This is a genomic window from Dictyobacter alpinus (assembly GCF_003967575.1).
GTDB lineage: Bacteria > Chloroflexota > Ktedonobacteria > Ktedonobacterales > Ktedonobacteraceae > Dictyobacter > Dictyobacter alpinus.
In genome coordinates this window covers 5,040,611-5,060,943 of record NZ_BIFT01000001.1, presented here as the reverse complement: position 1 = coordinate 5,060,943, position 20,333 = coordinate 5,040,611, and the positions used below count along the sequence as shown (strand labels likewise).

General features: G+C 51.1%; 20 protein-coding genes. 13 read left to right on the top strand and 7 right to left on the bottom strand.

The window, feature by feature from the left end; all coding sequences use genetic code 11:
- Positions 1–273: 273 nt before the first annotated feature.
- From EL633_RS19855 to EL633_RS19845, 3 genes are read left to right on the top strand one after another with little or no spacing between them, the layout of a single operon-like run.
- A complete protein-coding gene (locus EL633_RS19855) occupies positions 274–2,574 on the top strand; it encodes an ATP-binding protein (protein WP_126628854.1) in 2,301 nt (766 codons plus the stop codon).
- Positions 2,555–3,001, top strand: a complete 447-nt coding sequence (locus EL633_RS19850; RefSeq protein ID WP_126628853.1) for a response regulator — start codon at positions 2,555–2,557, stop codon at positions 2,999–3,001. The genes EL633_RS19855 and EL633_RS19850 overlap by 20 nt, the downstream gene beginning before the upstream one ends.
- Positions 3,002–3,019: 18 nt before the next feature.
- A complete protein-coding gene (locus EL633_RS19845; RefSeq protein WP_126628852.1) occupies positions 3,020–5,566 on the top strand; it encodes an ATP-binding protein in 2,547 nt (848 codons plus the stop codon).
- Positions 5,567–5,653: 87 nt separating this feature from the next.
- On the opposite strand, the gene EL633_RS19840 is transcribed toward EL633_RS19845, so the two are convergent.
- Together EL633_RS19840 and EL633_RS19835 are read right to left on the bottom strand one after the other, a co-directional pair.
- Complete coding sequence (locus EL633_RS19840; protein WP_126628851.1) at positions 5,654–6,805, bottom strand: PLL family lectin; 1,152 nt, start codon at positions 6,803–6,805, stop codon at positions 5,654–5,656.
- A gap of 260 nt (positions 6,806–7,065) precedes the next feature.
- A complete protein-coding gene (locus tag EL633_RS19835) occupies positions 7,066–7,575 on the bottom strand; it encodes a hypothetical protein (protein WP_126628850.1) in 510 nt (169 codons plus the stop codon).
- A 493-nt stretch (positions 7,576–8,068) separates the two neighbouring features.
- Between EL633_RS19835 and EL633_RS19830 the strand changes: the two genes are divergently transcribed.
- The 4 genes from EL633_RS19830 to EL633_RS19815 are packed head-to-tail and all read left to right on the top strand — an operon-like array spanning position 8,069 to position 11,452.
- Positions 8,069–9,328 (top strand): beta-ketoacyl-[acyl-carrier-protein] synthase family protein, encoded by a 1,260-nt coding sequence (locus EL633_RS19830; RefSeq protein WP_126628849.1) that lies wholly within the window; start codon positions 8,069–8,071, stop codon positions 9,326–9,328.
- A gap of 29 nt (positions 9,329–9,357) precedes the next feature.
- The gene (locus EL633_RS19825) at positions 9,358–10,638 is read left to right on the top strand and encodes a beta-ketoacyl-[acyl-carrier-protein] synthase family protein (protein ID WP_126628848.1); all 1,281 of its coding nucleotides are present in this window, start codon (positions 9,358–9,360) and stop codon (positions 10,636–10,638) included.
- Between the two features lie 54 nt (positions 10,639–10,692).
- Entirely contained in the window at positions 10,693–10,953 is a 261-nt protein-coding gene (locus EL633_RS19820; protein ID WP_126628847.1) for an acyl carrier protein, read from the top strand.
- Positions 10,954–10,993: 40 nt separating this feature from the next.
- Complete coding sequence (locus EL633_RS19815) at positions 10,994–11,452, top strand: SRPBCC family protein (RefSeq protein WP_126628846.1); 459 nt, start codon at positions 10,994–10,996, stop codon at positions 11,450–11,452.
- Positions 11,453–11,589: 137 nt separating this feature from the next.
- On the opposite strand, the gene EL633_RS19810 is transcribed toward EL633_RS19815, so the two are convergent.
- A complete protein-coding gene (locus EL633_RS19810; protein ID WP_126628845.1) occupies positions 11,590–12,048 on the bottom strand; it encodes a pentapeptide repeat-containing protein in 459 nt (152 codons plus the stop codon).
- Positions 12,049–12,652: 604 nt separating this feature from the next.
- On the opposite strand from EL633_RS19810, the gene EL633_RS19805 reads away from it, so the two are divergent.
- The gene (locus tag EL633_RS19805) at positions 12,653–13,084 is read left to right on the top strand and encodes a hypothetical protein (RefSeq protein WP_126628844.1); all 432 of its coding nucleotides are present in this window, start codon (positions 12,653–12,655) and stop codon (positions 13,082–13,084) included.
- Between the two features lie 137 nt (positions 13,085–13,221).
- Here the strand turns inward: EL633_RS19805 and EL633_RS19800 are convergent, their stop codons facing one another.
- Complete coding sequence (locus EL633_RS19800) at positions 13,222–13,527, bottom strand: hypothetical protein (protein ID WP_126628843.1); 306 nt, start codon at positions 13,525–13,527, stop codon at positions 13,222–13,224.
- 291 nt (positions 13,528–13,818) lie between these two features.
- On the opposite strand from EL633_RS19800, the gene EL633_RS19795 reads away from it, so the two are divergent.
- Entirely contained in the window at positions 13,819–14,409 is a 591-nt protein-coding gene (locus EL633_RS19795; RefSeq protein ID WP_126628842.1) for a hypothetical protein, read from the top strand.
- 62 nt (positions 14,410–14,471) lie between these two features.
- Here the strand turns inward: EL633_RS19795 and EL633_RS19790 are convergent, their stop codons facing one another.
- From EL633_RS19790 to EL633_RS19780, 3 genes are all read right to left on the bottom strand, one after another.
- Positions 14,472–15,383: a DUF4097 family beta strand repeat-containing protein gene (locus tag EL633_RS19790; protein WP_126628841.1), complete on the bottom strand. Its 912-nt coding sequence runs from the start codon at positions 15,381–15,383 to the stop codon at positions 14,472–14,474.
- Between the two features lie 209 nt (positions 15,384–15,592).
- Positions 15,593–15,880: a hypothetical protein gene (locus tag EL633_RS19785; RefSeq protein WP_126628840.1), complete on the bottom strand. Its 288-nt coding sequence runs from the start codon at positions 15,878–15,880 to the stop codon at positions 15,593–15,595.
- A gap of 101 nt (positions 15,881–15,981) precedes the next feature.
- Positions 15,982–16,284, bottom strand: a complete 303-nt coding sequence (locus EL633_RS19780; protein WP_126628839.1) for a hypothetical protein — start codon at positions 16,282–16,284, stop codon at positions 15,982–15,984.
- Between the two features lie 228 nt (positions 16,285–16,512).
- Between EL633_RS19780 and EL633_RS19775 the strand changes: the two genes are divergently transcribed.
- The 4 genes from EL633_RS19775 to EL633_RS19760 all read left to right on the top strand — a co-directional run bounded on the left by EL633_RS19775 (position 16,513) and on the right by EL633_RS19760 (position 20,269).
- A complete protein-coding gene (locus tag EL633_RS19775; protein ID WP_126628838.1) occupies positions 16,513–17,793 on the top strand; it encodes a serine hydrolase domain-containing protein in 1,281 nt (426 codons plus the stop codon).
- Between the two features lie 116 nt (positions 17,794–17,909).
- Positions 17,910–18,770 (top strand): SDR family oxidoreductase, encoded by an 861-nt coding sequence (locus EL633_RS19770; RefSeq protein ID WP_218027524.1) that lies wholly within the window; start codon positions 17,910–17,912, stop codon positions 18,768–18,770.
- 297 nt (positions 18,771–19,067) lie between these two features.
- Complete coding sequence (locus EL633_RS19765) at positions 19,068–19,631, top strand: YIP1 family protein (protein WP_161982270.1); 564 nt, start codon at positions 19,068–19,070, stop codon at positions 19,629–19,631.
- 80 nt (positions 19,632–19,711) lie between these two features.
- Entirely contained in the window at positions 19,712–20,269 is a 558-nt protein-coding gene (locus EL633_RS19760; protein ID WP_126628836.1) for a hypothetical protein, read from the top strand.
- Positions 20,270–20,333: the final 64 nt, after the last annotated feature.

Sequence of the window (20,333 nt, the reverse complement as noted above, 5' to 3'; positions counted from 1 at the left end):
CTCCTTACAACTGTTTCAGTCCCTGGATATACTGTCGCTCAAAATACTATATATCCTAAAATATAAATACATACAGCATTTTACACGAAAAGTGTGTATTTTGCAAACCATTTTCCTGAGATCCTGGCCTTTTTTTCTCATCAGCACCGTTATTTCTCAGCTTGCTTGTTGTCCCCTGGAATCGCTATACTCTATGCGTATAGGTTAATCAATGTTAACTATGCTATATGGATATTATAGAGGAGGATATTTTAACAATAAGGAAATATAAATATGCAAGAGCAGCGTACGTTTTCAGTGGCCGACCTCACCCAGTGCGATAAAGAGCCGATCCAGATTCCCGGCAGTATCCAGCCTTATGGGGTACTGCTGGCTTTGCGTGAGCCGGATTTCACGATTGTTCAGGTGAGCACAACAACTCAGGCAATGTTGGGCATTCCACCTGAGTCGCTGCTTCATGCTCCGCTAACCCGTTTACTGGATGCGGATCAATTTGCCTGCTTCCAGAAAGCTCTCGCGCAGGCCTCGCTAGAGAAGAACCCGCTGTGCCTGTTTACGATGCAGATAAAGGGGCAAGAACGCTCTTTTGACGGTATCGCGCATCGCATTGATGGTCTGTTAATCCTGGAACTGGAGGCGACAACGACTCCGGGACAGGTTCTGCAGCAGCAACCAGATACCTTTGAGATTTATCGCTCCATTCAGTCTGCCTTCACAATGTTGCATCAAGCCTCAACGGTCTCGAGCTATAGTCAGATGATCGCGCAACAGGTGCGCCACCTGACCGGTTTTGATCGAGTGATGGTCTATCGCTTTGAGGATGATGGTCATGGCGTCGTGATCGCTGAGGACAAACGTGAGGATCTGGAACCCTATCTGCACCTGCATTATCCAGCCTCGGATATTCCAGTCCAGGCACGCCGCCTCTACAAACTGAACTGGCTGCGCCTGATCGCTGATATAGACTATCGACCGGCCACGATTATACCCGCGCTCAACCCGCTCACCGGTCAGATGCTCGACATGAGCTATAGCGTACTACGCAGTGTCTCTCCGATCCATGTGACCTACCTGAGAAACATGGGGGTCCAGGCCTCGATGTCGATCTCAATTGTACGCGATAACGAACTGTGGGGCTTGATCGCCTGCCATCATACAACATCACGCCTCGTCCCCTATGGGATCAGAAGCGCCTGTGAAATCCTTGGACGCACTATGTCGCTGCAACTGCCAACCATCGAAGCACAGGAAGAGGCTAACGCCATCGCGCAGATGCAACACATCCGGGGCCAGCTGATCGAATTCTTTTCCTGCGAGGAGGATCTAGGCCAGAGTTTGACCGCACACACCCCCACAATCCTCGATCTCATCCCGGCAACGGGCGTCGCGCTCCATATTGGAGATGACATCACGATCCTGGGCGAGACCCCGTCAAGGGCCGCCATCAAGAGCATCCTGGATTGGATCAGGACACAGCCCGAATGCGACATTTTCGCCACCAACGCCCTGGCTCACCACTATCCTGAGGCGATCCAGTGGCGCGAAGAGGCCAGTGGAATCCTGGCCCTCACCCTTTCAAAGACATGGCAACGGGCCATTATCTGGTTCCGAGCTGAAGTGATCAGGTCAATCGAGTGGGCCGGCAATCCCGATAAACCAGTTGAGGTTATCGACCAGGAGATCCATCTCTCACCACGCGCCTCGTTCGCGTGCTGGAAACAGCTGGTGGAGGGCACCTCCCCACGCTGGAAACATACGGAAGAGGTGGTAGCCAAGGACTTTCGTAACGCATTACTACGGGTCGTGATTCACCGAGCCGAAGAGCTAGCACGCCTCAATACCGAACTTGAGCAAAGCAATGCCCAGCTGGACATCTTCGCTGATATCGCTTCACATGACCTGAAGGAGCCGCTACGCGGTATCCACAACTACGCCCATTTCCTGATTGAGGATTATCCACAGGGATCCACATTGGATGAGGAAGGCATTGCCAAACTGCAAACGCTGATCCTGTTGACCCAACGCATGGAGGACCTGATTAACTCATTACTCCATTATTCACGATTGGGATGCACAAACCTGATCCTGGAGATGAATGATCCCAATGAAATCGTACATCAGACACTGGAAATGCTACATCTGCGCCTCGAAGAAACACACACACAGGTGCTTATTCCCAGACCACTGCCGATTATCGCCTGTGATCGCGTCTCAATCGGGGAAATATTTTATAATCTCTTGAGCAATGCCATGAAATACAATGACAAAGTCTATAAACGCGTTGAAATTGGTGTCCTGCCTTTGCTGGCAGGACATGTTGAGCAGATCTTCTATGTTAGCGATAACGGCATCGGTATTCCACAGGAATATCATGAAATCATTTTTCGGATGTTTAAGCGCTTGCACGCCCGTAGTGAATACGGCGGCGGCACTGGAGTAGGTCTGACCATAGTCAAAAAGATCATAGAGCGGCATGGAGGCACCATCTGGCTGGAATCCGCAGAAGGCCAAGGAACCACCTTCTATTTTACCTTGCAACAAAAGGTAGGCGAACATGAACCAGCGGCTGGATAAATACACAATTCTCGTGGTCGAAGACAGTGAGGAAGACTACGTTACCTTAACCCGTCTCTGTAAGAAATGCGCCATACCCTGTAATCTGTTCCGGTGTTATAGAGGGGAAGAGGTACTGGACTTTCTCTATCAACGCAATAACTTCGCCGCACCCGGCGCAAGTACACGTCCAGCGTTGATCCTGCTCGATCTCAACCTGATCGGCATGGATGGGCGACTCGTCCTCTCACGTATTAAAAGTGATCCATGTCTGAAGAGTATTCCGGTGGTCGTCATCACCACCTCATCCAGTACCAGAGAGATAAATTATTGCTATGCAGAGGGAGCCAGTGGATATCTCTTAAAGCCAGTCAACCTGGACCACTACGCGGCAGCCCTCAGAAGCCTTCTTCAGTACTGGTTTGAGACCGTCCAATTGCCTGAGTAGGGAAAGTGAGGTCATATCATGCGAACAATGGTCCGCACACGTACAGTATTACTGATAGAGGATAGCCCTGAAGACTGTGCCCTCATTCGTCGCTATCTCACTAACGATCCCAGTCAAACCTATACACTGATCGAGGTAAATCGAGGGCGCGAGGGGATACGCATGTATCATGAGACACCACCCGATGTCATCCTGCTTGATTATTATCTACCGGATATGGATGGAAGTGTATTTTTAGAACGACTCCAGCACGATCCGGCCAATGCCTTGATCCCAGTTGTGGTACTCACTGGAAGCAAAAACGAAGAGCTTGTGATTGAGACCCTGCGCAGAGGTGCGGTAGATTATATTACGAAAGATGGCCTCACACCCGAAACATTGCGCGTTGCCCTCTATGGCGCCATCGAAAAGGGGCTGCTCCGTCGCCAGGTAGAAGCCAATCGGATAGAGCTGGAACACTCAAATTGCTTGCTGCGCGAGCAGCAAGCGCGCCTGCACCTTGTCCTGGATGCGGCGCGTATGCACACCTGGGACATTAGCCTGTTAGACACAGCCTGCCAACCAGAGGACTACCTGGATATGCTCCTCGACAAGACGGTCCCCCATACTAATGAGAATATCGATGGCAAAGCATACCATATTTATGCGAATGACCGCGTAGCCATCGCAGAAGCGTTGCGGGGAGTACTGGCCGGAGATATGCCCTATGATCTGACCTACCGTATCATCAAGCCAGATCAAACACTACGCTGGATCAGTACACGCGGCAATGTGATCCGTGATGAACACGGCACACCACTACGGCTGGTGGGAGTCTCGATGGATGAGACCGCCCTCTGGCAGGCGCAGCAGGATCGCACACACGCACTGAGCGCCTTCCAGACATTGGCCGAACATGCCCCCGACATTATTACACGCCAAGATGCCAAAACATTTCGCTACCTCTATGCCAATCCGGCCATCGAAGCTGCGCTGGACATTCCAGTAGAAGCCTTTATCGGAAAAACATCCTGGGAACTGGGCCTACCAGAAGAGCTCTGTAGATTGTTCGACCAGATACTCACGCAGGTCGTCAAGACGGGTCAACCCGCACGCACCACCAATGAGATACGGGGCAAATATTATCTATCCCTGCTGGTGCCTGAAGAGGACACCATGCATCACCTTACTTCAATCCTGGCGATCAGCCATGATATCACCGCCCTGCAAACAGCACATCACCAGACAGAAGAAGCCCTGCAAGCCTTGATCTCCGTCGCACAGGCGCTGGTCTCAGGTCCAGAAAAGACACAGGAGCACGCCGCGGGACAGATGTGGGAGCATGCCGCCCAGCGCCTGCTTGATGTGATTTGCCACACCTTTAACTGTACGGGCGCGCTGATGAAAACACTGGTGCCCGGTACTGAAGTCATCGACAAACTGATCACCAGCGGCTTTGACCAGGAGACCGACCAGCGTCTCAAGGAAAATGCCCGTGGGCAACAGCTCTCACAGCGTTACGCGGACATCTCTGTGACAACTCGTCTGCGGGCCGGAGAAGTTATCGCCCTGGACGTAAGCCAGCCCCCGTATCGGGAGCGCCGACCACGTAGTGATCTTTCTGAAACCCTTTTAGTACCAATGCGCCTGGATAGAACACTGATTGGCGTCATCACCCTGTACGCAGTCGAGCACATGCAGAGCTTTTCTCAGGAAGAAATTATGCGGGCCGCGGCCATGGGAAATCTAGCCGCCCTGCTGATTGAGCGCGAACGCTTCTTCCTCGCACACGAGGAGGCGCACGCCCGCGAACTGGCGGCCCAGGAAGCGGCTCGCCAGATGGATGCGTTCCTGGGAATTGTGAGCCACGAGCTCAAGACGCCGCTCACATCGATAAAAGCCAATCTACAACTGGCTGACCGCAAATTACAGCGCCTGCGCGCTCAGACAGCGGCCCGCACCGACGATGGAGCGGAACCACTAGAGATGGTCTTAACACCTCTTGAGCGGGCCCTGAGACAGTTGGACATGCAGAATCGGCTGGTCAATGATCTGCTCGACATCTCGCGCATCCTGGCGGACCGCCTGGAGTTGCAGATGAAGATGTGTGATATGGTTCAAATCGTGCAGGAGGTGGTAGCCAATCAACGCCTCCTCACACCAAAACATCAGATCAACCTGTTCACCACCATCCTGGAACTGCCAATCTTCGCCGACACCGGACGCGTAGAGCAGGTTATCATTAACTATCTCACCAATGCCCTCAAATATTCGGACGTCAGTCAGCCGGTGGAAGTCTCGCTCAGAGTCGAAGGAAGTAACGCCCTCGTCACGGTAAGCGACCGGGGGCCGGGTCTGACCCTGGAGCAGCAGCAACACATCTGGGAACGTTTCTACCAGGTACCCGGCACAATCGTAAAAAGTGGCTCCAGCATTGGCCTGGGGCTAGGTCTCCATATCAGCAAACAACTCATCGAACGCCAGGGCGGCCAGGTCGGCGTAGAAAGTATAGCTGGCCAGGGCGCAACCTTCTGGTTCACGCTCCCCCTGGCAAAAAACCATACCGTACCCATGTCCAGGGATTAAACCAAACAACGTCACGAGGCAGGCGGCTTGTGCATACTGAGGGGAGAAACGAAGCGTGCGCTTCGTTTCTCCGGACAAATGTGGATGCTAGAAGGAGTTGAAGACGCCACCCAGGTTCTCCCAACCACTCGACCAGCGCGAACCGTTCCAGGATTTATGGTACATGGCGTTGTCGGTGCCCAGCCCAAAGATGTCTAGCCGGTTGGATCCCCAGGAAACAACTCTGGGTGGGCTATTGAAGATGCCACCCAGGTTCTCCCAACCACTCGACCAGCGCGAACCGTTCCAGGCCTTATGGTACATCGCATTGTCGGTGCCCAACCCAAAGATGTCCAGCCGGTTGGAGCCCCAGGCAACCGCACTCGGGGGACTATTGAAGACGCCGCCCAGGTTCTCCCAGCCACCGGACCAGCGCGAACCGTTCCAGGCCTTATGGTACATACCGTTATCGGTGCCTAAGCCAAAGACATCCAGACGATCTGGTCCCCAGGCGACCGCGCTGGGTTTACTATTAAAGACGCCGCCCAGGTTCTCCCAGCCACCGGACCAACGATTGCCGGCCCGCGACCGATGGTACATGGCGTTATCGGTGCCTAAGCCAAAGACATCTACACGGTTTGAGCCCCAGGAAACGACGCTGGGTGGACTGTTAAAGACGCCGCCCAGGCTCTCCCAGCCCTTGATCGAAGGATTCCAGTAGCCGTTCCACGACTTGTGGTACATCCCTCTATCGCTCCCCAGCCCAAAGATGTCCAGTTGATTTGAGCCCAATGAAACTACCGATGGAGGACTGGTAAAGACGCCGCCCAGGCTCTCCCAGCCACTCGACCAGCGGGAACCGTTCCAGGATTTATGGTACATGCCGTTGTCGGTGCCCAACCCAAAGATGTCCAACCGATTTGAGCCCCAGGCGGCCGTGCCAGGAATACTGTTGAAGACACCACCAAGGCCCTCCCAGTCAGTTGGTGAGGGCGACCACTGGGAACCATTCCAGGCCTTATGATACATCGCATTATCGGTCCCCAGCCCAAAGATGTCCAGCCGATTTGAGCCCCACGAGACGGCGCCCGCGCTAGTATTACGCGGATGAATGGCCGCCAGAGCCTGTTCACTGAACAAAAACGGCAGGGCGCCACCCGCCAGCACGATGCCAGCAACGCCTGCAATCATTCCACGCCGGGACACATTACTAGCAGCCAATGTAGAGAGAAGGGTAGAGTCAAATTCATGCTTTTCCATAATAACCTCTTGCTAATTGTGATGATACACGCTTATATATGTATTCTCTCTTCATTGTACTGATACATCAAAGCCGCGCTATCACATTCACAATAACAGGAGCAAGCATAATACAACGTAACGGCAGGGCTCGTCCCTGCGATCAGTCCAACGTACGACCAGGGACGCGTTAGAGGCTGGGCGCACCTGGATCTGTCAGCTACGTGTTTGAGGAACATTTCATACGTGAACAGGCTGCAGGGGCAAGCCCTGCCGTTACATCAAAGATTTTTCTTGAGCGGATAGAGGTAGTAGCCATCACGACGGGCGCGAATGCTGATACCCATTTGTTCGAGCTTCTGGCGCAGGCCGAAAAGAGCATTATAGACACCACGCATCTCGGCGCGTTTCGTGCCTTGCTGGTGCGCCAGGAAGAGGCGCTCACGATACATATGGACCTGCTGATTCCATTGGACACGGGCGGTAACGTCATGGGAGAAAAGCGCCTGCACAAGCTTATCAAAGGGACAATGATAACTGGCCTGCAAGATCTCATGAGGACAACAATGGGGCAGCGTCAGTAATGGAAGCAGGACACGCATCTCAGTCTCAGTGAGAACACGCTGGGACAACACATAGCCCTCTTGCCGACGCTCTTTGCTAACTAACGAAATAATAGATGATGAAATATTCACCATAATCTCATGACCAGGAAAAACACCGCCTAAATCAAACTGGTGAAAAATATCTTGTTGTGCTTCATCTATAAAAGTGTTAATGGCTACTTCCATGAATACCAAATTTCCGTTAATACAATGTTGTTCTAACTCAATACAATTCCTACTCTGATTGTTTCAACGTATTGCATGCTTGCTATTATTGTAAACATAAATAAGTTTCATTGACAATAGATCAGAAAAAAAGGCCATCAAAGTACAAAAATCTTTACTTCTACCCTGGCAAGCAACCTGCCCAATCAGGCATTTCGACGACGTTATTATGTAATTTCGTATACAGAATAGATGAATATCCAGGCAAATCATGAAAAGTTTTCCAATAATAGAGTACTTTCTCTTCAACATGTTGAAGCATATAGAATATAATAAGTATTGTGTTCTCTAAATGCGAGAAAAAATGTAAAAAGCAATACGGCATTTTCAGAACGAAAGACAAGTAATATACTATGCTATTGCAATGCAATCGTGAATGCCGCTAACATGCGGATAGGCTCCCTGACACGATTGAGCGGAATATGCATCAACGTGATTGCACGGAAAGGGCAGAATGCGTAGAGTTGTTATTACAGGCTTAGGAGTAGTTTCGCCGGCAGGAATTGGCAAAGATGCCTTCTGGGAAAATCTCATGCAAGGACGATCTGGTGCGGTTAACCTGAATGATGTCTCGTGTTGCACGTTATTTGGACATCATGAGTTTGGCGCACAGGTAGTCTGCGAAGCCCCTGGCTTCGATCCAGAAGTACATCATGTTCCTTCGGCATACCATAAAGCCGATCGATTTATCCAATTTGCCTTTGCAGCGGCGCATCAGGCATTTCACGACTCACGTCTCCACCAGGATTCCTGGGATGCGTCTCGCATGGGAATTACTCTCGCTACGGCCATTTGTGGGACGCAAACACTTGATCGAGATTTCGCGTTGGCCACGAACTATGGGAAGGAGCAGTTGGATGCCTCGAAGGTGTCGCCATATTTATATTCGGCGGCCATGGGTAATTCGGCGGCTCTGGCTGTAGGGGCCTTATATGGTGTGCAGGGTGAGTGCTCAACCGTTTCGACAGGTTGTATCGGTGGGCTCGATGCTATCAGCTACGCGTATGAGAGCATCGCGTATGGCGATCACGATCTGATGCTAGCAGGCGCGAGTGAGGCCCCAATTACGCCCATCACTATCGCTGCCTTCGATATTATCAATTGTTTATCCCATCACACCAATCCAAGTTCGGCATCACGCCCCTTCAACCAGGACCGTAACGGCTTTGTGCTCTCCGAGGGAGCGGGCATTGTGGTGCTGGAGGAACGTGAACATGCCCTGGCACGCCAGGCTCCGATTTACGCAGAGATCACCGGTTGCGCGGTCGCGGAACACGCAATGCATATGACCGATATGTCTCCGGAGGGCAAAGACCTGGCTCGCGCGATCGAGCAAGCCCTGGTCAATGCGCACAAGGAGCCAGCGGATATTGATTTCGTCAATGCCCACGGTACCTCAACCCCGCAGAACGATTATTATGAGACCCTGGCGCTCAAGCAATCCCTGGGAGCGCGCGCCCACGAGATCCCGGTCAACTCTACTAAATCGATGATTGGCCATGCACTGGCCGCCGCAAGCGCCGTCGAGATTATCGCCTGCGCCATGAGCATACAAGCGCAGAGCATCCATCCAACCATCAACCTGGTAAATCCTGATCCTCGCTGCGATCTGGATTATGTCGCCAACTGCGGTCGTGATTACAACTACCAACGGCTACTCACTACCGCCAGCGGTTTTTCTGGCTTGCATGCAGCCATGGTGATCGAATCCTAATTGATGTAGAGAGGCAATCACACAGAACAATGATAGGAAAAATAGTTATTACCGGTATGGGTGTCCTGTCTCCCTATGGTGTGGGCACTGACCTGCTATGGGAAAACCTTGTGGCTGGTGAGAGTGGCATTACGCCACTTACCGCCTTTGACGCCTCCGCACTGGATTGTCAGGTTGGTGGGCAACTTAACGATTTTCGCGCCACGAATTACTTAAGTCCACGCGTAGCGCGCAAAATAGATCCATTCTCGACCTATGCGCTGGTCACCACACAGATAGCCTTAAAGCAGGCCGGCCTGCTGCTAGAGAACGGCAAACCACGCTGGAGTCAGCAGGAACAGGATAGCCATCGCGTTGGGGTCTGCGTTGGCAATAACCTGGGTGGCTGGCAGTTCGCTGAACGGGAACTCTATCATCTCTGGCAGCAGGGCCCCCGGGAGGTCAGCCCGTATATGGCCACCGCGTGGTTTCCCGCGGCGGTCCAGGGAAATATGTCGATTCAATTTGGTCTCAGAGGCATTGGTCGCACCTTCTTGAGTGACCGGGCCAGCGCGGCCATGGCCATTATTCACGCGGCCGATTGCTTGCGCCGTGGCAAAAGCGACATCATGATCGCGGGTGGCAGTGAGGCCCCCTTCTCGTATTACGCGGCCCTATGCTACGAAACCTCCGGCCTGATGTCGAAGCGAACCGAGTCCCAGAAACTGAGCGCCTATCGTCCATTTGATGCCGAGCACAACGGTCTGGTCGCAGCCGACGGAGCAGCCTTCTTCATCATGGAACGCGTCGAAGATGCCATTGCTCGTGGAGCACCCATCCTGGCGGAGATAAGTAGCTGGGCCACCAACGCCGACGGCTACGACGCGGTCCAACCCGCGCCCGATGGACAGCGCTACGCCGCCGCCATGACGCAAGCATTGAAGAAGTCCGATATGTCTGTGGAAGAGATCGACTGTATATTCGCCGCCGGATCAGCGGTACCGACAGAAGACATCTCAGAGACACGGGCAGTCAATCTGGCCTTTGCAGAGACCGCCCGGCGGGTCCCGGTCGCCACCCCCAAGTCCGCCTTTGGCAATGCCTTTGGGGCCGCAACCGCACTCGACATGGCCATCGCCATTCAGGCCATGGAGCACCAGACCATTCCTGGTGCCATCAACCTGGAACACGTGGCCCCTGAATGCGAGCTCAACCATGTGACGACCACCCAGCCCGTCGAAAATCTACACGCCTGTCTGATCAACGCACGCGGCATGGGCGGCACCAACGCCTCCCTTGTCCTGAAGGATTGGTCACAGGCACACAAATAATCTCGCAAACCATAGCTTATTTTTAGCAATTACACAAAAGGAGCATTGAGTACTATGAGCAACAACATCACACGAGAAGCCATTGGCACCGAAATCGAAACGATGGTACAGGACCATGTCAGCATGGATATCCCCTTCTCCCAGGAAACCAACCTGGAGGAAGACCTGGACATGGATTCACTGGAGCGCGTTGAACTGGGAGTAAAACTAGAAAAGAAATTTGGGGTGCTATTACCCGATAGCGTCATCCGTCAGTGCGCAACCATCGGTGATCTGACCGAGGCGATCGTCAGTAGCAAAGAAATGGTCGCTTAAGTCATTTTGTTGAAAGAAGAAATAGAAAGGACAAACACAGATGCCTCGTGCCTCACGCTCTATTTTCGTCAAGGCGGATCCTGATCAGGTCTTTGAATTTACTAACGATATTCCCCGCTGGACCGAGCTCTACACCAATATGTCCGCGGCCCGTGTTGTTTCCTTCGAGCGGGATGGCCGCTTTGCCAAACTAGTCTTTGAGCTCACCAACAAAGAAGGCCATACCTGGCAAGCCTGGCGTATCCTGGACTACAAGGATCGCGTGGCGATGTCACGCCGTGAAGCCCCATCGTTTCCATATGTCTTTCATCATCTGACCTGGCGCTATGAGCCAGCTGAAGGTGGTACCCTGATGACCTGGACCGATGACTTCGAGATGGATCCGAAAAGTCCCATCAAAAATGAAGTGTCCCTGGAACCAATGCTAGAACATATGGGCGAGTCTCAGGCAAACTTCAAAAAAGTAATCGAATCCTATTTAGCCGCTCCTGCCAAATAAATATTCAATCTGGAGTGTAAGATGCATGAAGAATCTTACACTCCATTCGCTGTCAGGAAAACAACAAATAATGCATTTTTATGATAGAAAACGAAAACAAAGTAAATAAGTCCAACAACGGGAAAATCTACACCTGATCATTCTCCGCTAAACATATCTAAAAATCCCTTACGCCGTTTGGCGTTGGTCAGGATCGTACCATCCAGGTTAGCGCCTGTCAGATTGCTACCACGAAGATCGGCACCACTAAATCTAGCAATCTTCAAGTTTGCATTGGTGAGGTCTGCATCACGTACCAGAGCATCACTAGCATCCGCCCCGGTAAGATCAGCGGCACTCAAATTCGCCGTACTTAGATTAGCAGAAACCAGTACTGCGACGCTCAAATTTGCGTTCCGAAAATCCGCTTTTTGCAGGTCGCTACCCGTAAAATTTACGAAACGCAGGTTCGCCCGACTCAAGTTAATGCCACGCAAATTCATCCGACTAAAGTTTGACTGACTTAAGTCAGGCTGAATCTCAGGATGCTCCTGACGCCAATGATTCCAGAATGCAATACCTCTTTTTAGAACAGCGATATGCGTTTGATTTGCCATCACCTTCTGCCCCCTTTCTCAGCATGATTGATCTATTATAAGCTTATAAAGTGTCAGAGGGCAAGAAGATTTCCATTTGTCTCAATAGAATTCAGACACATCATATGTAAAACACGGGTCGCAGGTACTTAGCTTGCTTCTTTTATAAATTATCTCTTTTTACTGTATCGATCATATCAGAATCTATTGTAAATAAATAAGCATGCAGGTTCAAAATCCTATTTTTAGTGTTAAAATTCCCTGCTCTCTAGCTACAAGTTTCGCACCTGAGGTACTCAAGCAGAGAAGGCTTTCTATAAGATAGGTTGCAAGTGGAAACAAAGCGTTGATACATGATCTTCCGCTTAAACACGTGACCTTGAGGCTGAACACGCTTGGATCCGTCAGCCTCAAGGTCACGTGTTTAAGGGACGTTTCTTACGTTGGACTGGTCGCAGGGGCAAGCCCTGCTGCTACGGCTTTGAGCGTAATCGAGATATTAATCTATTTATTCTGTGTTTAATACGTGCGATGATTAATCGTCATAATATATGTTATCTGACTTTCAGTAAAATTGAAATTTGATGACTTTTTGGTGGCATAAGTGGAAAGTGAGGATGTAACCGTGAAAAAAATGTGTCGTAGATTTGTACTTGGTGCGCTGCTCGCGGGCGTCATGTTGTGTCTGAGTAGCTATAGCAGCCAGGCTGCCATACAACCAGTATTCTCCCCCGATCAGGTCCAGATCAGTATTATCAGCATTGATGCCCATATAGCTCGGCCCAAACTCGTCTTGGCCGATCAGGCACAGGTCAAAAGTCTTTACAGGCTGATTCAAGTCTTGCCAGTATTACCCGCGAACGCATTTTGTACGCTAGAGATAGGATTAACCTATCGGCTGGTATTTCAACAGAACAAGCAGCAGGTTACGATGACGGCCGAGCGCTTCGGCTGTAAACCTATTACCACAGGCACGCAGAAGCGCCCACGGCGTACCAATGCCATGTTCTGGCGGCAACTTGACCAGGCTATCCTGCATGCGACCCCTATACCATAGCGCTGCTTACAACTTCATGTTCATGGAAGGCGATCCTCAGAGGATCGCCTTCTTTCTTTTCTTCCAGGGTAGCATTCATTGCTTGCAGCGACATACGCACGCTGAAAGGCACACAACTGGAAAAAACATGGCATCTATTATGCTTTGGGGTTGGTACGGTGGCGCATGTCCATGACAATGATGAAGATGCCACAGAGGACACTGATGGCGGCGATAATCAGGTCGATTGGAGCAAATGGTCGTAGGAGCACAGTCAGGCCGAGTATGACGATCAGGCCAGCGGCACTACTGAGCCGGACCAGCAGACGGTTGGAGGTCCAGCCATAGCCACTGATACCACGACTGGCGGGCGAACCGGGAACATTGGCGGTAATGAGTTCATAGATAGCGACCATAAGTGTGAAGCCGCCAATTCCGGCGAGGAGCAGGCTTTCCAGGTTCATATGGTGCGTCCTTTGCTGGTAGTTGTTTGTTGTTGAAAGATTGGCAAGAAATATAAAAGTCGGCTTATACATACGGCTACGAGCAACTGAGAAAAAGACATGCTACCCTACATCTACGTATCTATATTATATTGACGAATGATGCATGTACAAATAGCACTTGCCTCTGGTATAAAGAGAAGTGATCATCGTGTCAGGCAACAGGAGAGAAGGCCGTGTAAAAGATTCAAGTCGGCACTTGCATTTTTGTACGTGGGCACTTCTCTCCTCGCATTTGAAAGGAGTATACAGGTGAAAAACTTTTTCTCTACCCACATGGTGAACACACACACCAGCAAGGGCTTTGCACATGTACTATGGGCACTGCTCTTCAGTATCATGCTCACCTATGTCCTGGTAGGCAGTACCTCGGCCCAGCCCGGAATATCCACCAGAGGGCATATCTTGCCCGCGGACCTGACCATTCATTGGGTGGTACCACAGACATTCCAGGCAGTGCATGTCGATGATAGCCTGGATTTCAGCGTCGTCGTCAGTAATCATGGCGATCAACTCACGGGTCCTATGCCGATCACGATCGTGCTCAAGTTAGCCTCAGGACTGAACGACCTGCACTTCGTGAACACGAAGTTCTGGCACGCCAGTTTCATCAGTAATCGCATGCCCACCAGCATTAGAGCCTACTATGTTGGTCCTCTACCCCTGCGCGCGGGTCAGAGTCTTGAGCGCTTTACCTTTTCTGCTCGCCTAAATCAGTCGGCCGTACCGGACCTCACCCTGCAGGCGCTGGTCACCAGTCCTGGTGACACCAACCCACGCAACAACACAGCCTCCTACACCCTGGGCGTCTTACCACACAGAAATAACCACCCACATTTTTAAAGCACCAAAAACATCACGCCTGGACAGATACCCGATGGCGACCCTACCGGGGCCGCCATCACTTAATCTTGATACTCAACACTGATGTCACCACTATTTGTGTTAATGTGAAGGTCCGGCGACGAAGCAGTGGTAGTTCCAGCACCGGGATTATGGACATCACCATTCTGAGTATTGGTTGTCACTTTTGCAGGATTAGAGGCAGGCAAGTTTACTTTAATATCACCGCTATTCGCCTCAAATGTATAATGACTACTGGCATCTAGATTACCAGTAAAATCAATATTGCCACTCTCAGTCTTCAAATTAGAGCCATCGGCGATCCTGGCCTGGTTAATCTTTATATCCCCGCTCGCGGCCGTGGCATTTATTTTTCCGTCAACATTATCAATCTCGATATTCCCACTTTTGGTCTCAAGGTTCAGATTCATCTTGGCTGGAACAGTTATATCAAGATCATTGTTAGTAAAGCTAAATGGGCCCTTTCCCCCGTCTTGTTGTTCAAGATGAATCGTTTGACCATCCGATTCGCCTTTAAACCCATCCCCGTTGTTGGTGGAAACACGCACATTGTCGCTGGTCCCAAAGTGAACGTGGATATCCGCACTGGAGGCTTGCAGGTCCAGGGTCGAACCCTTATATTCCTGTACCGAAGCGTAAGATGCTAGATGAGGCTTGCCGAAACTACCGATTCGAGCCGAGCTAGCGGCATAGCTCCACATGCCGACAATTAAAATAACGCAAAATACGATAGCGAACCAGAATCGCGGCCGGCGCCGTCGAGACCGGGCCGTGGACGCGGGGCGCAACTTCTCGCCCTGGGCATACGGACCATATTGATAGTCGTCAACGTATCCCGGCTGCTCACGTGGATCAAGATTTGTCTCACGCTGAATAGGAGTTGCATTATATTGAGAACCATACCGACGTTCAGGTGGTCCATCCTCAGTAAATTGAGATTGCTGCTGCGACATAAGGGTCCTCCATAAGCTATCAAAACCATCAATAAGGCAATATTTTATGAAAATTGGAATACCATCATGATGTATACGACTGATGCGCAACTATGTTACAAAAATGGAGGGAAAGCTACAAGTTTAGCGAGGCGGGGATAAAGGGGAATTTGATAGAGGAAACACAAAAGAGGAGAATGGGCCACCTTGAGGAGCGGCCCACACGCGAGTTAGAGGAGTCCGCCCTGATCCGGTTGCTGATTACCAGTACCCGTGGCTGGCGTTGAAGTTCCACCGCCGCCCAGACGATTGTTCGCCTCGGCCTCAAGTTGTTTCTGCAAACCATCCAAAATGCCGCCAACGGCTTTTTTAGCTTCAGGAGTAAAGCGGTCACCACCAGGTACGCGACCAGCGTACTGATCGATCACATCTCCAATATGGCCTTCAAGCTGCTGACGTGCACCATGCAATGAATCTTCAACAAAACCTTGCTGCTGTGGATTCCCTTGATTTGTCATCTTTTTTTTGCTCCTAACTATAGCAAACATATTTCTTGCTTTTAGCACGGTTCATAAAGGGAATCCGCTTCTACCAGCATGATCAATTCCTACCCGGCGCGCTACTCGCTGATATTGCCTTCTTCATCAACCTGAAAGATGTTGCCCTCGGCATCCACATAGTTGCCCTCGGACGTAATCTCAAAGGTCGTAGAAAAAGTTGGCAGGCCACCCTCATCCCCAATACTCTTCTGATAGAAGCCCGGCTCCAGGTCCGCAAGATAGTCTCCTCCCACCAGACCACTGACCGATACCACATTCTGCCAGCGCACACTCTCAGTGGACGCGCTCTCCTGCTGATCAATCCGAAACATCCCGCTGTGCTGGGGATTCAGAACCGCTGGCACACTGATCTTTATTTTCATCAAGCATCATCCTTCCATACTGAAAAATACAAATACCCTTTATTACACGCCTCTTGATGCAGAAATGGCACATCCTATGTTCCTGAACTTATCATATCATACACGGCTATGTTTGCACATCGTCCAAATGAACGATCTATTTTCAGCTTCTCTTCGATTATACTTCTAGAGCAAGCATCTCTTTCTATACAGTAATGCGCTATACACGCTAAAAGAGAGGATCTTTCTATGCTCAGCACTAAAATCGAAGCCTTGATCACCAACAAAGTATCTGCACATGGTCCAGGAGTAGCCATAGCGATCGTAAAGGATGGTCAGACGCTCTATCGGCAGGGTCATGGCCTGGCGAATCTAGAATGGCAGATAGCAATAACACCTGCAACAGTCTTTGGTCTGGGATCAGTGACCAAGCCATTTACAGCTACCGCCATGGTCCTGCTGGAGCAGCAAGGAAAGTTACGACTGAGCGATGCGCTACAGACCTATCTACCGGATTATCCAGCGTATGAGCATGAGATTACCCTGATGCATCTCCTTACACACACCTCTGGTATTCCAAACTTTATAACGCAACCTGGCTTCTGGAAGTACCATGCCTATACCAACTCGCTCGAGGATGTCATTGCGCTCTTCAAGGATCTTCCGCTGGACTTTGAGCCGGGCAGCGCCTATAGCTATAGCAACTCTGGCTACCTGCTGCTGGGATTGATTATTGAGAAGCTACTGGATATGGATTATGGTCAGGCGCTTCAACACCTGATTTTTGAGCCGCTGGGGATGACACATTCCTGTTATATGCGCTCGGAAACGATCATCCCTTATCGGGCCGGTGGCTATGAACGGGAAGGAGGCACATATCAGAATGCGCGAGGCATGTCGGCGGAAACCAAACATGCAGCCGGTGCGCTCGGCTCAACCCTGGATGATATGTTGCGCTGGCAGCAAGCGCTGCGCGCGGGACAACTCCTGGACCATGCGGCACAGGCGCGCATGGATACTCCCCTGACCCTCAATAATGGGCGGCGCGAAAATTATGGGCTGGGCTGGGCGCCTGGCAGTTATCGTGGACACGCCTTCCGTTGTCACGCGGGCGGCGTCCCCGGCTACTCCAGCTTCATTGGATACTTCCCCCAGGACGACCTGACCATCCTGCTGCTCTCTAATCTTGGTAGCTTCGACTGCGCCGAACTCGCCCGTCAGATCACCAACCTGCTATTAGAATTACCCACACCAGTGTATCCAACCTGCGAGCCAGCCCCGGAACGCTTCACTAACATGATCGGTAGCTATAGCGGCCTGTTTGGCACCCTCAAGATCCATCATCAGGGATCGCAACTCTATCTTGATGGAAGAGTTCCGCAACGGTTCATCCCAATTGATGAGAGCAGCTTCTACCAGGCCAACGATCCAGATGTCACATTGCACTTCGAAGATCCAGATGCCAGTGGTCGCTATCAACGCCTGCGTAAGATCCAACCGTTTTTCTGGTTTACTGTTACCAGACAATAGCGAGAAAAGCCAATCAAGTGGGAATAGAACCGCGAGTCTGAATACTTATTATATAAGGAATTATCGCGATTCTACTCTATCTATTTCTACCCACACTATTTGGAGGAAACTACATAATGGCAAATACAAATATGCAAGGTAAAGTCTGTCTGGTGACCGGGGCCAATAGCGGTATTGGTAAAGTAACGGCCCTCGAACTGGCAAAGCTGGGCGCGACCGTCATCATGGTCAGCCGCAATCGCGCCAAAGGCGAGGCGGTCCAGGCAGAGATCAAGCGTCTGAGCGGCAACGAGAATGTAGACCTGCTGACCGCCGACATGTCATCAATCGCCTCGGTGCGCCAGCTCGCACAAGAGGTACAGGCGAAGTATCCACAGCTCCATGTCCTGCTCAACAATGCTGGCGGCATGAACAATAAACGCCAGGTCTCGGTGGACGGCATCGAGCAAACCTGGGCCAGCAACTATATTGGTCCATTCCTACTCACAAATCTATTACTCGACCTGCTCAAGGCCAGCGCGCCCGCCCGTATCATCAACGTCAGCTCGACCGCCCACAAAATGGGCAAAATCAACTTCGATGATTTGCAGGCCGAGAAAAACTACCGCGCCTTCCCAGTCTATAGTAACTCCAAACTGGCCCTGACCCTCTTCACCTATGAACTGGCCCGCCGCCTGGAAGGAACAGGGGTTACCGTCAACAACCTGCATCCGGGCGTCATTGGCTCCAACTTCTTTGGCACAGGCCTGCTTGGTCGCCTGAGTAAACTCGTCATGCTCACCCCTGAACAGGGAGCGCAGACCTCGATCTATCTGGCTACCGCGCCCGAAGTCGCCACGGTCAGCGGCAAATACTTCGAGAAGAGCAAGATCTCTACATCCTCAAAAACCTCACAAGATCAGCAACTCGGCCAGCGCCTCTGGCAAGTCACCGAAGAACTGATCGCCCAGAAATCCAACCAACCCATCAACGCCTGATCCCGCTTCAAGAGCTCCCTGGAAAACAGCGAGCCCGGCGGTCGATGCGCTCGCTGGGAGTGAGCGCATCGACCGCCAACCGTTGCTTACATTGAAAGTATTCTGCTGCTACCCTGAGTGCAATTGCCGTCATACTATAAACAAACACTCGCTCATTTACATGCCTCGAGTGTCTTTTAACAAAATGAGAGTAGAATCGTTTTAAAAGCACGAGCAGAAGCGTCGTTAATAGTAGTATGTTTGATGGATCCTATCTGTTACACATTGATCTTATTAACGATTGCAAGGAGGGCAAAAGTGGCAGACGCTACTTATGAGCTCAACTCGGCGCAGAAACCTCGCTTCGGACAGGCATTGGCGGCTTTGCCTGGACAGTATCTGAAGGTTCTTACACACCCATCGATCAAAACATTTGAAGAGGAAAAAGATAAGGGAAGTTGGGGCCTGGTCTGGTTCCAGTTACTTCTCTTGGGCGTGATTAGCGCGTTCATTATCGTGTTAGCTTACGCTATTGCTCCGCCCGACGTGAGCAGCGTCGCCAGATCCAGCGGGATAAGCGTACAAGATGCGCGGAATGCCCTGGTGATTACGTTTGCTATTCTGATTTTCATCCTCACACCGATCACTTTTTTACTGTCGGGTGGCATTCTCTACTTGATTGCCAGGATTGCGGGCAGCAAGGGTACATACCTGCAACAAATCTGGGTTACCCTTCTTTTTGGAGTACCGCTGGCACTCTTGAGCACGTTACTCTATCTCATTCCAGTCACGAATCAATGGCTGCCATGGGTACCACACATCTATAGCGTGGTGCTAATCATCCTGGCGATGATCGCGGTACACAGGCGAAAAATGGCATAAGCATCCTCCAGGTAGTGCGTGAGCAGTATAAGCATTTTTTCTAGCTTTGAGATTACTACTGATATTGAAGAATAGTTCGTATGAATAAGCACCCTGAGGAAGGAAAAAACGCGATGCCATTTCTGCGTGATTTTATCGGACAACCACTGCAATGGAAACGCACACGTCTCCTATCCACTACTTATGAGTTGCGCTCCGGCGACCAGGTGCTCGCTACGATCAACCGCGCAAGCACAACACGTGCAAGCGCGGAAGCAGAGGGAAAGCGCTGGAGCTTTCAGAGAGAAGGTCTGAGGAAGCTGCTCGTTCATCCTGGCGAACCCCAGGCAGCCGACGAGGCAGATCAATCGCTGGCTTCGATCCAACTCGGCGGGAATTGGAATGGGACGCTGACCTTTCAGGACGGCCATTTCTACACCTGGACTCGTAGTGGCATCTGGCGTCCGAGTTGGTCATGGAAAGATGCTGGAAATCAAATCCTGCTTACGTTGAAAAAAGGTCGCTCACTCGAAATTGCAGCGGCAGCCAGTAATTTACCAGATCTGGCCTTGCTGGCACTTTTTGGCCTTTGCCTGATCTTTTCGATGGAAGATGATGATGCGACACTCACAGCCGCCACCAGTGTTGTAATTAACTGATCCTGGTTATAGAAAGGCTGTAAGCAAGGGTAGCGCAAAAAATTATCAGAGGGGAGCCCGCATT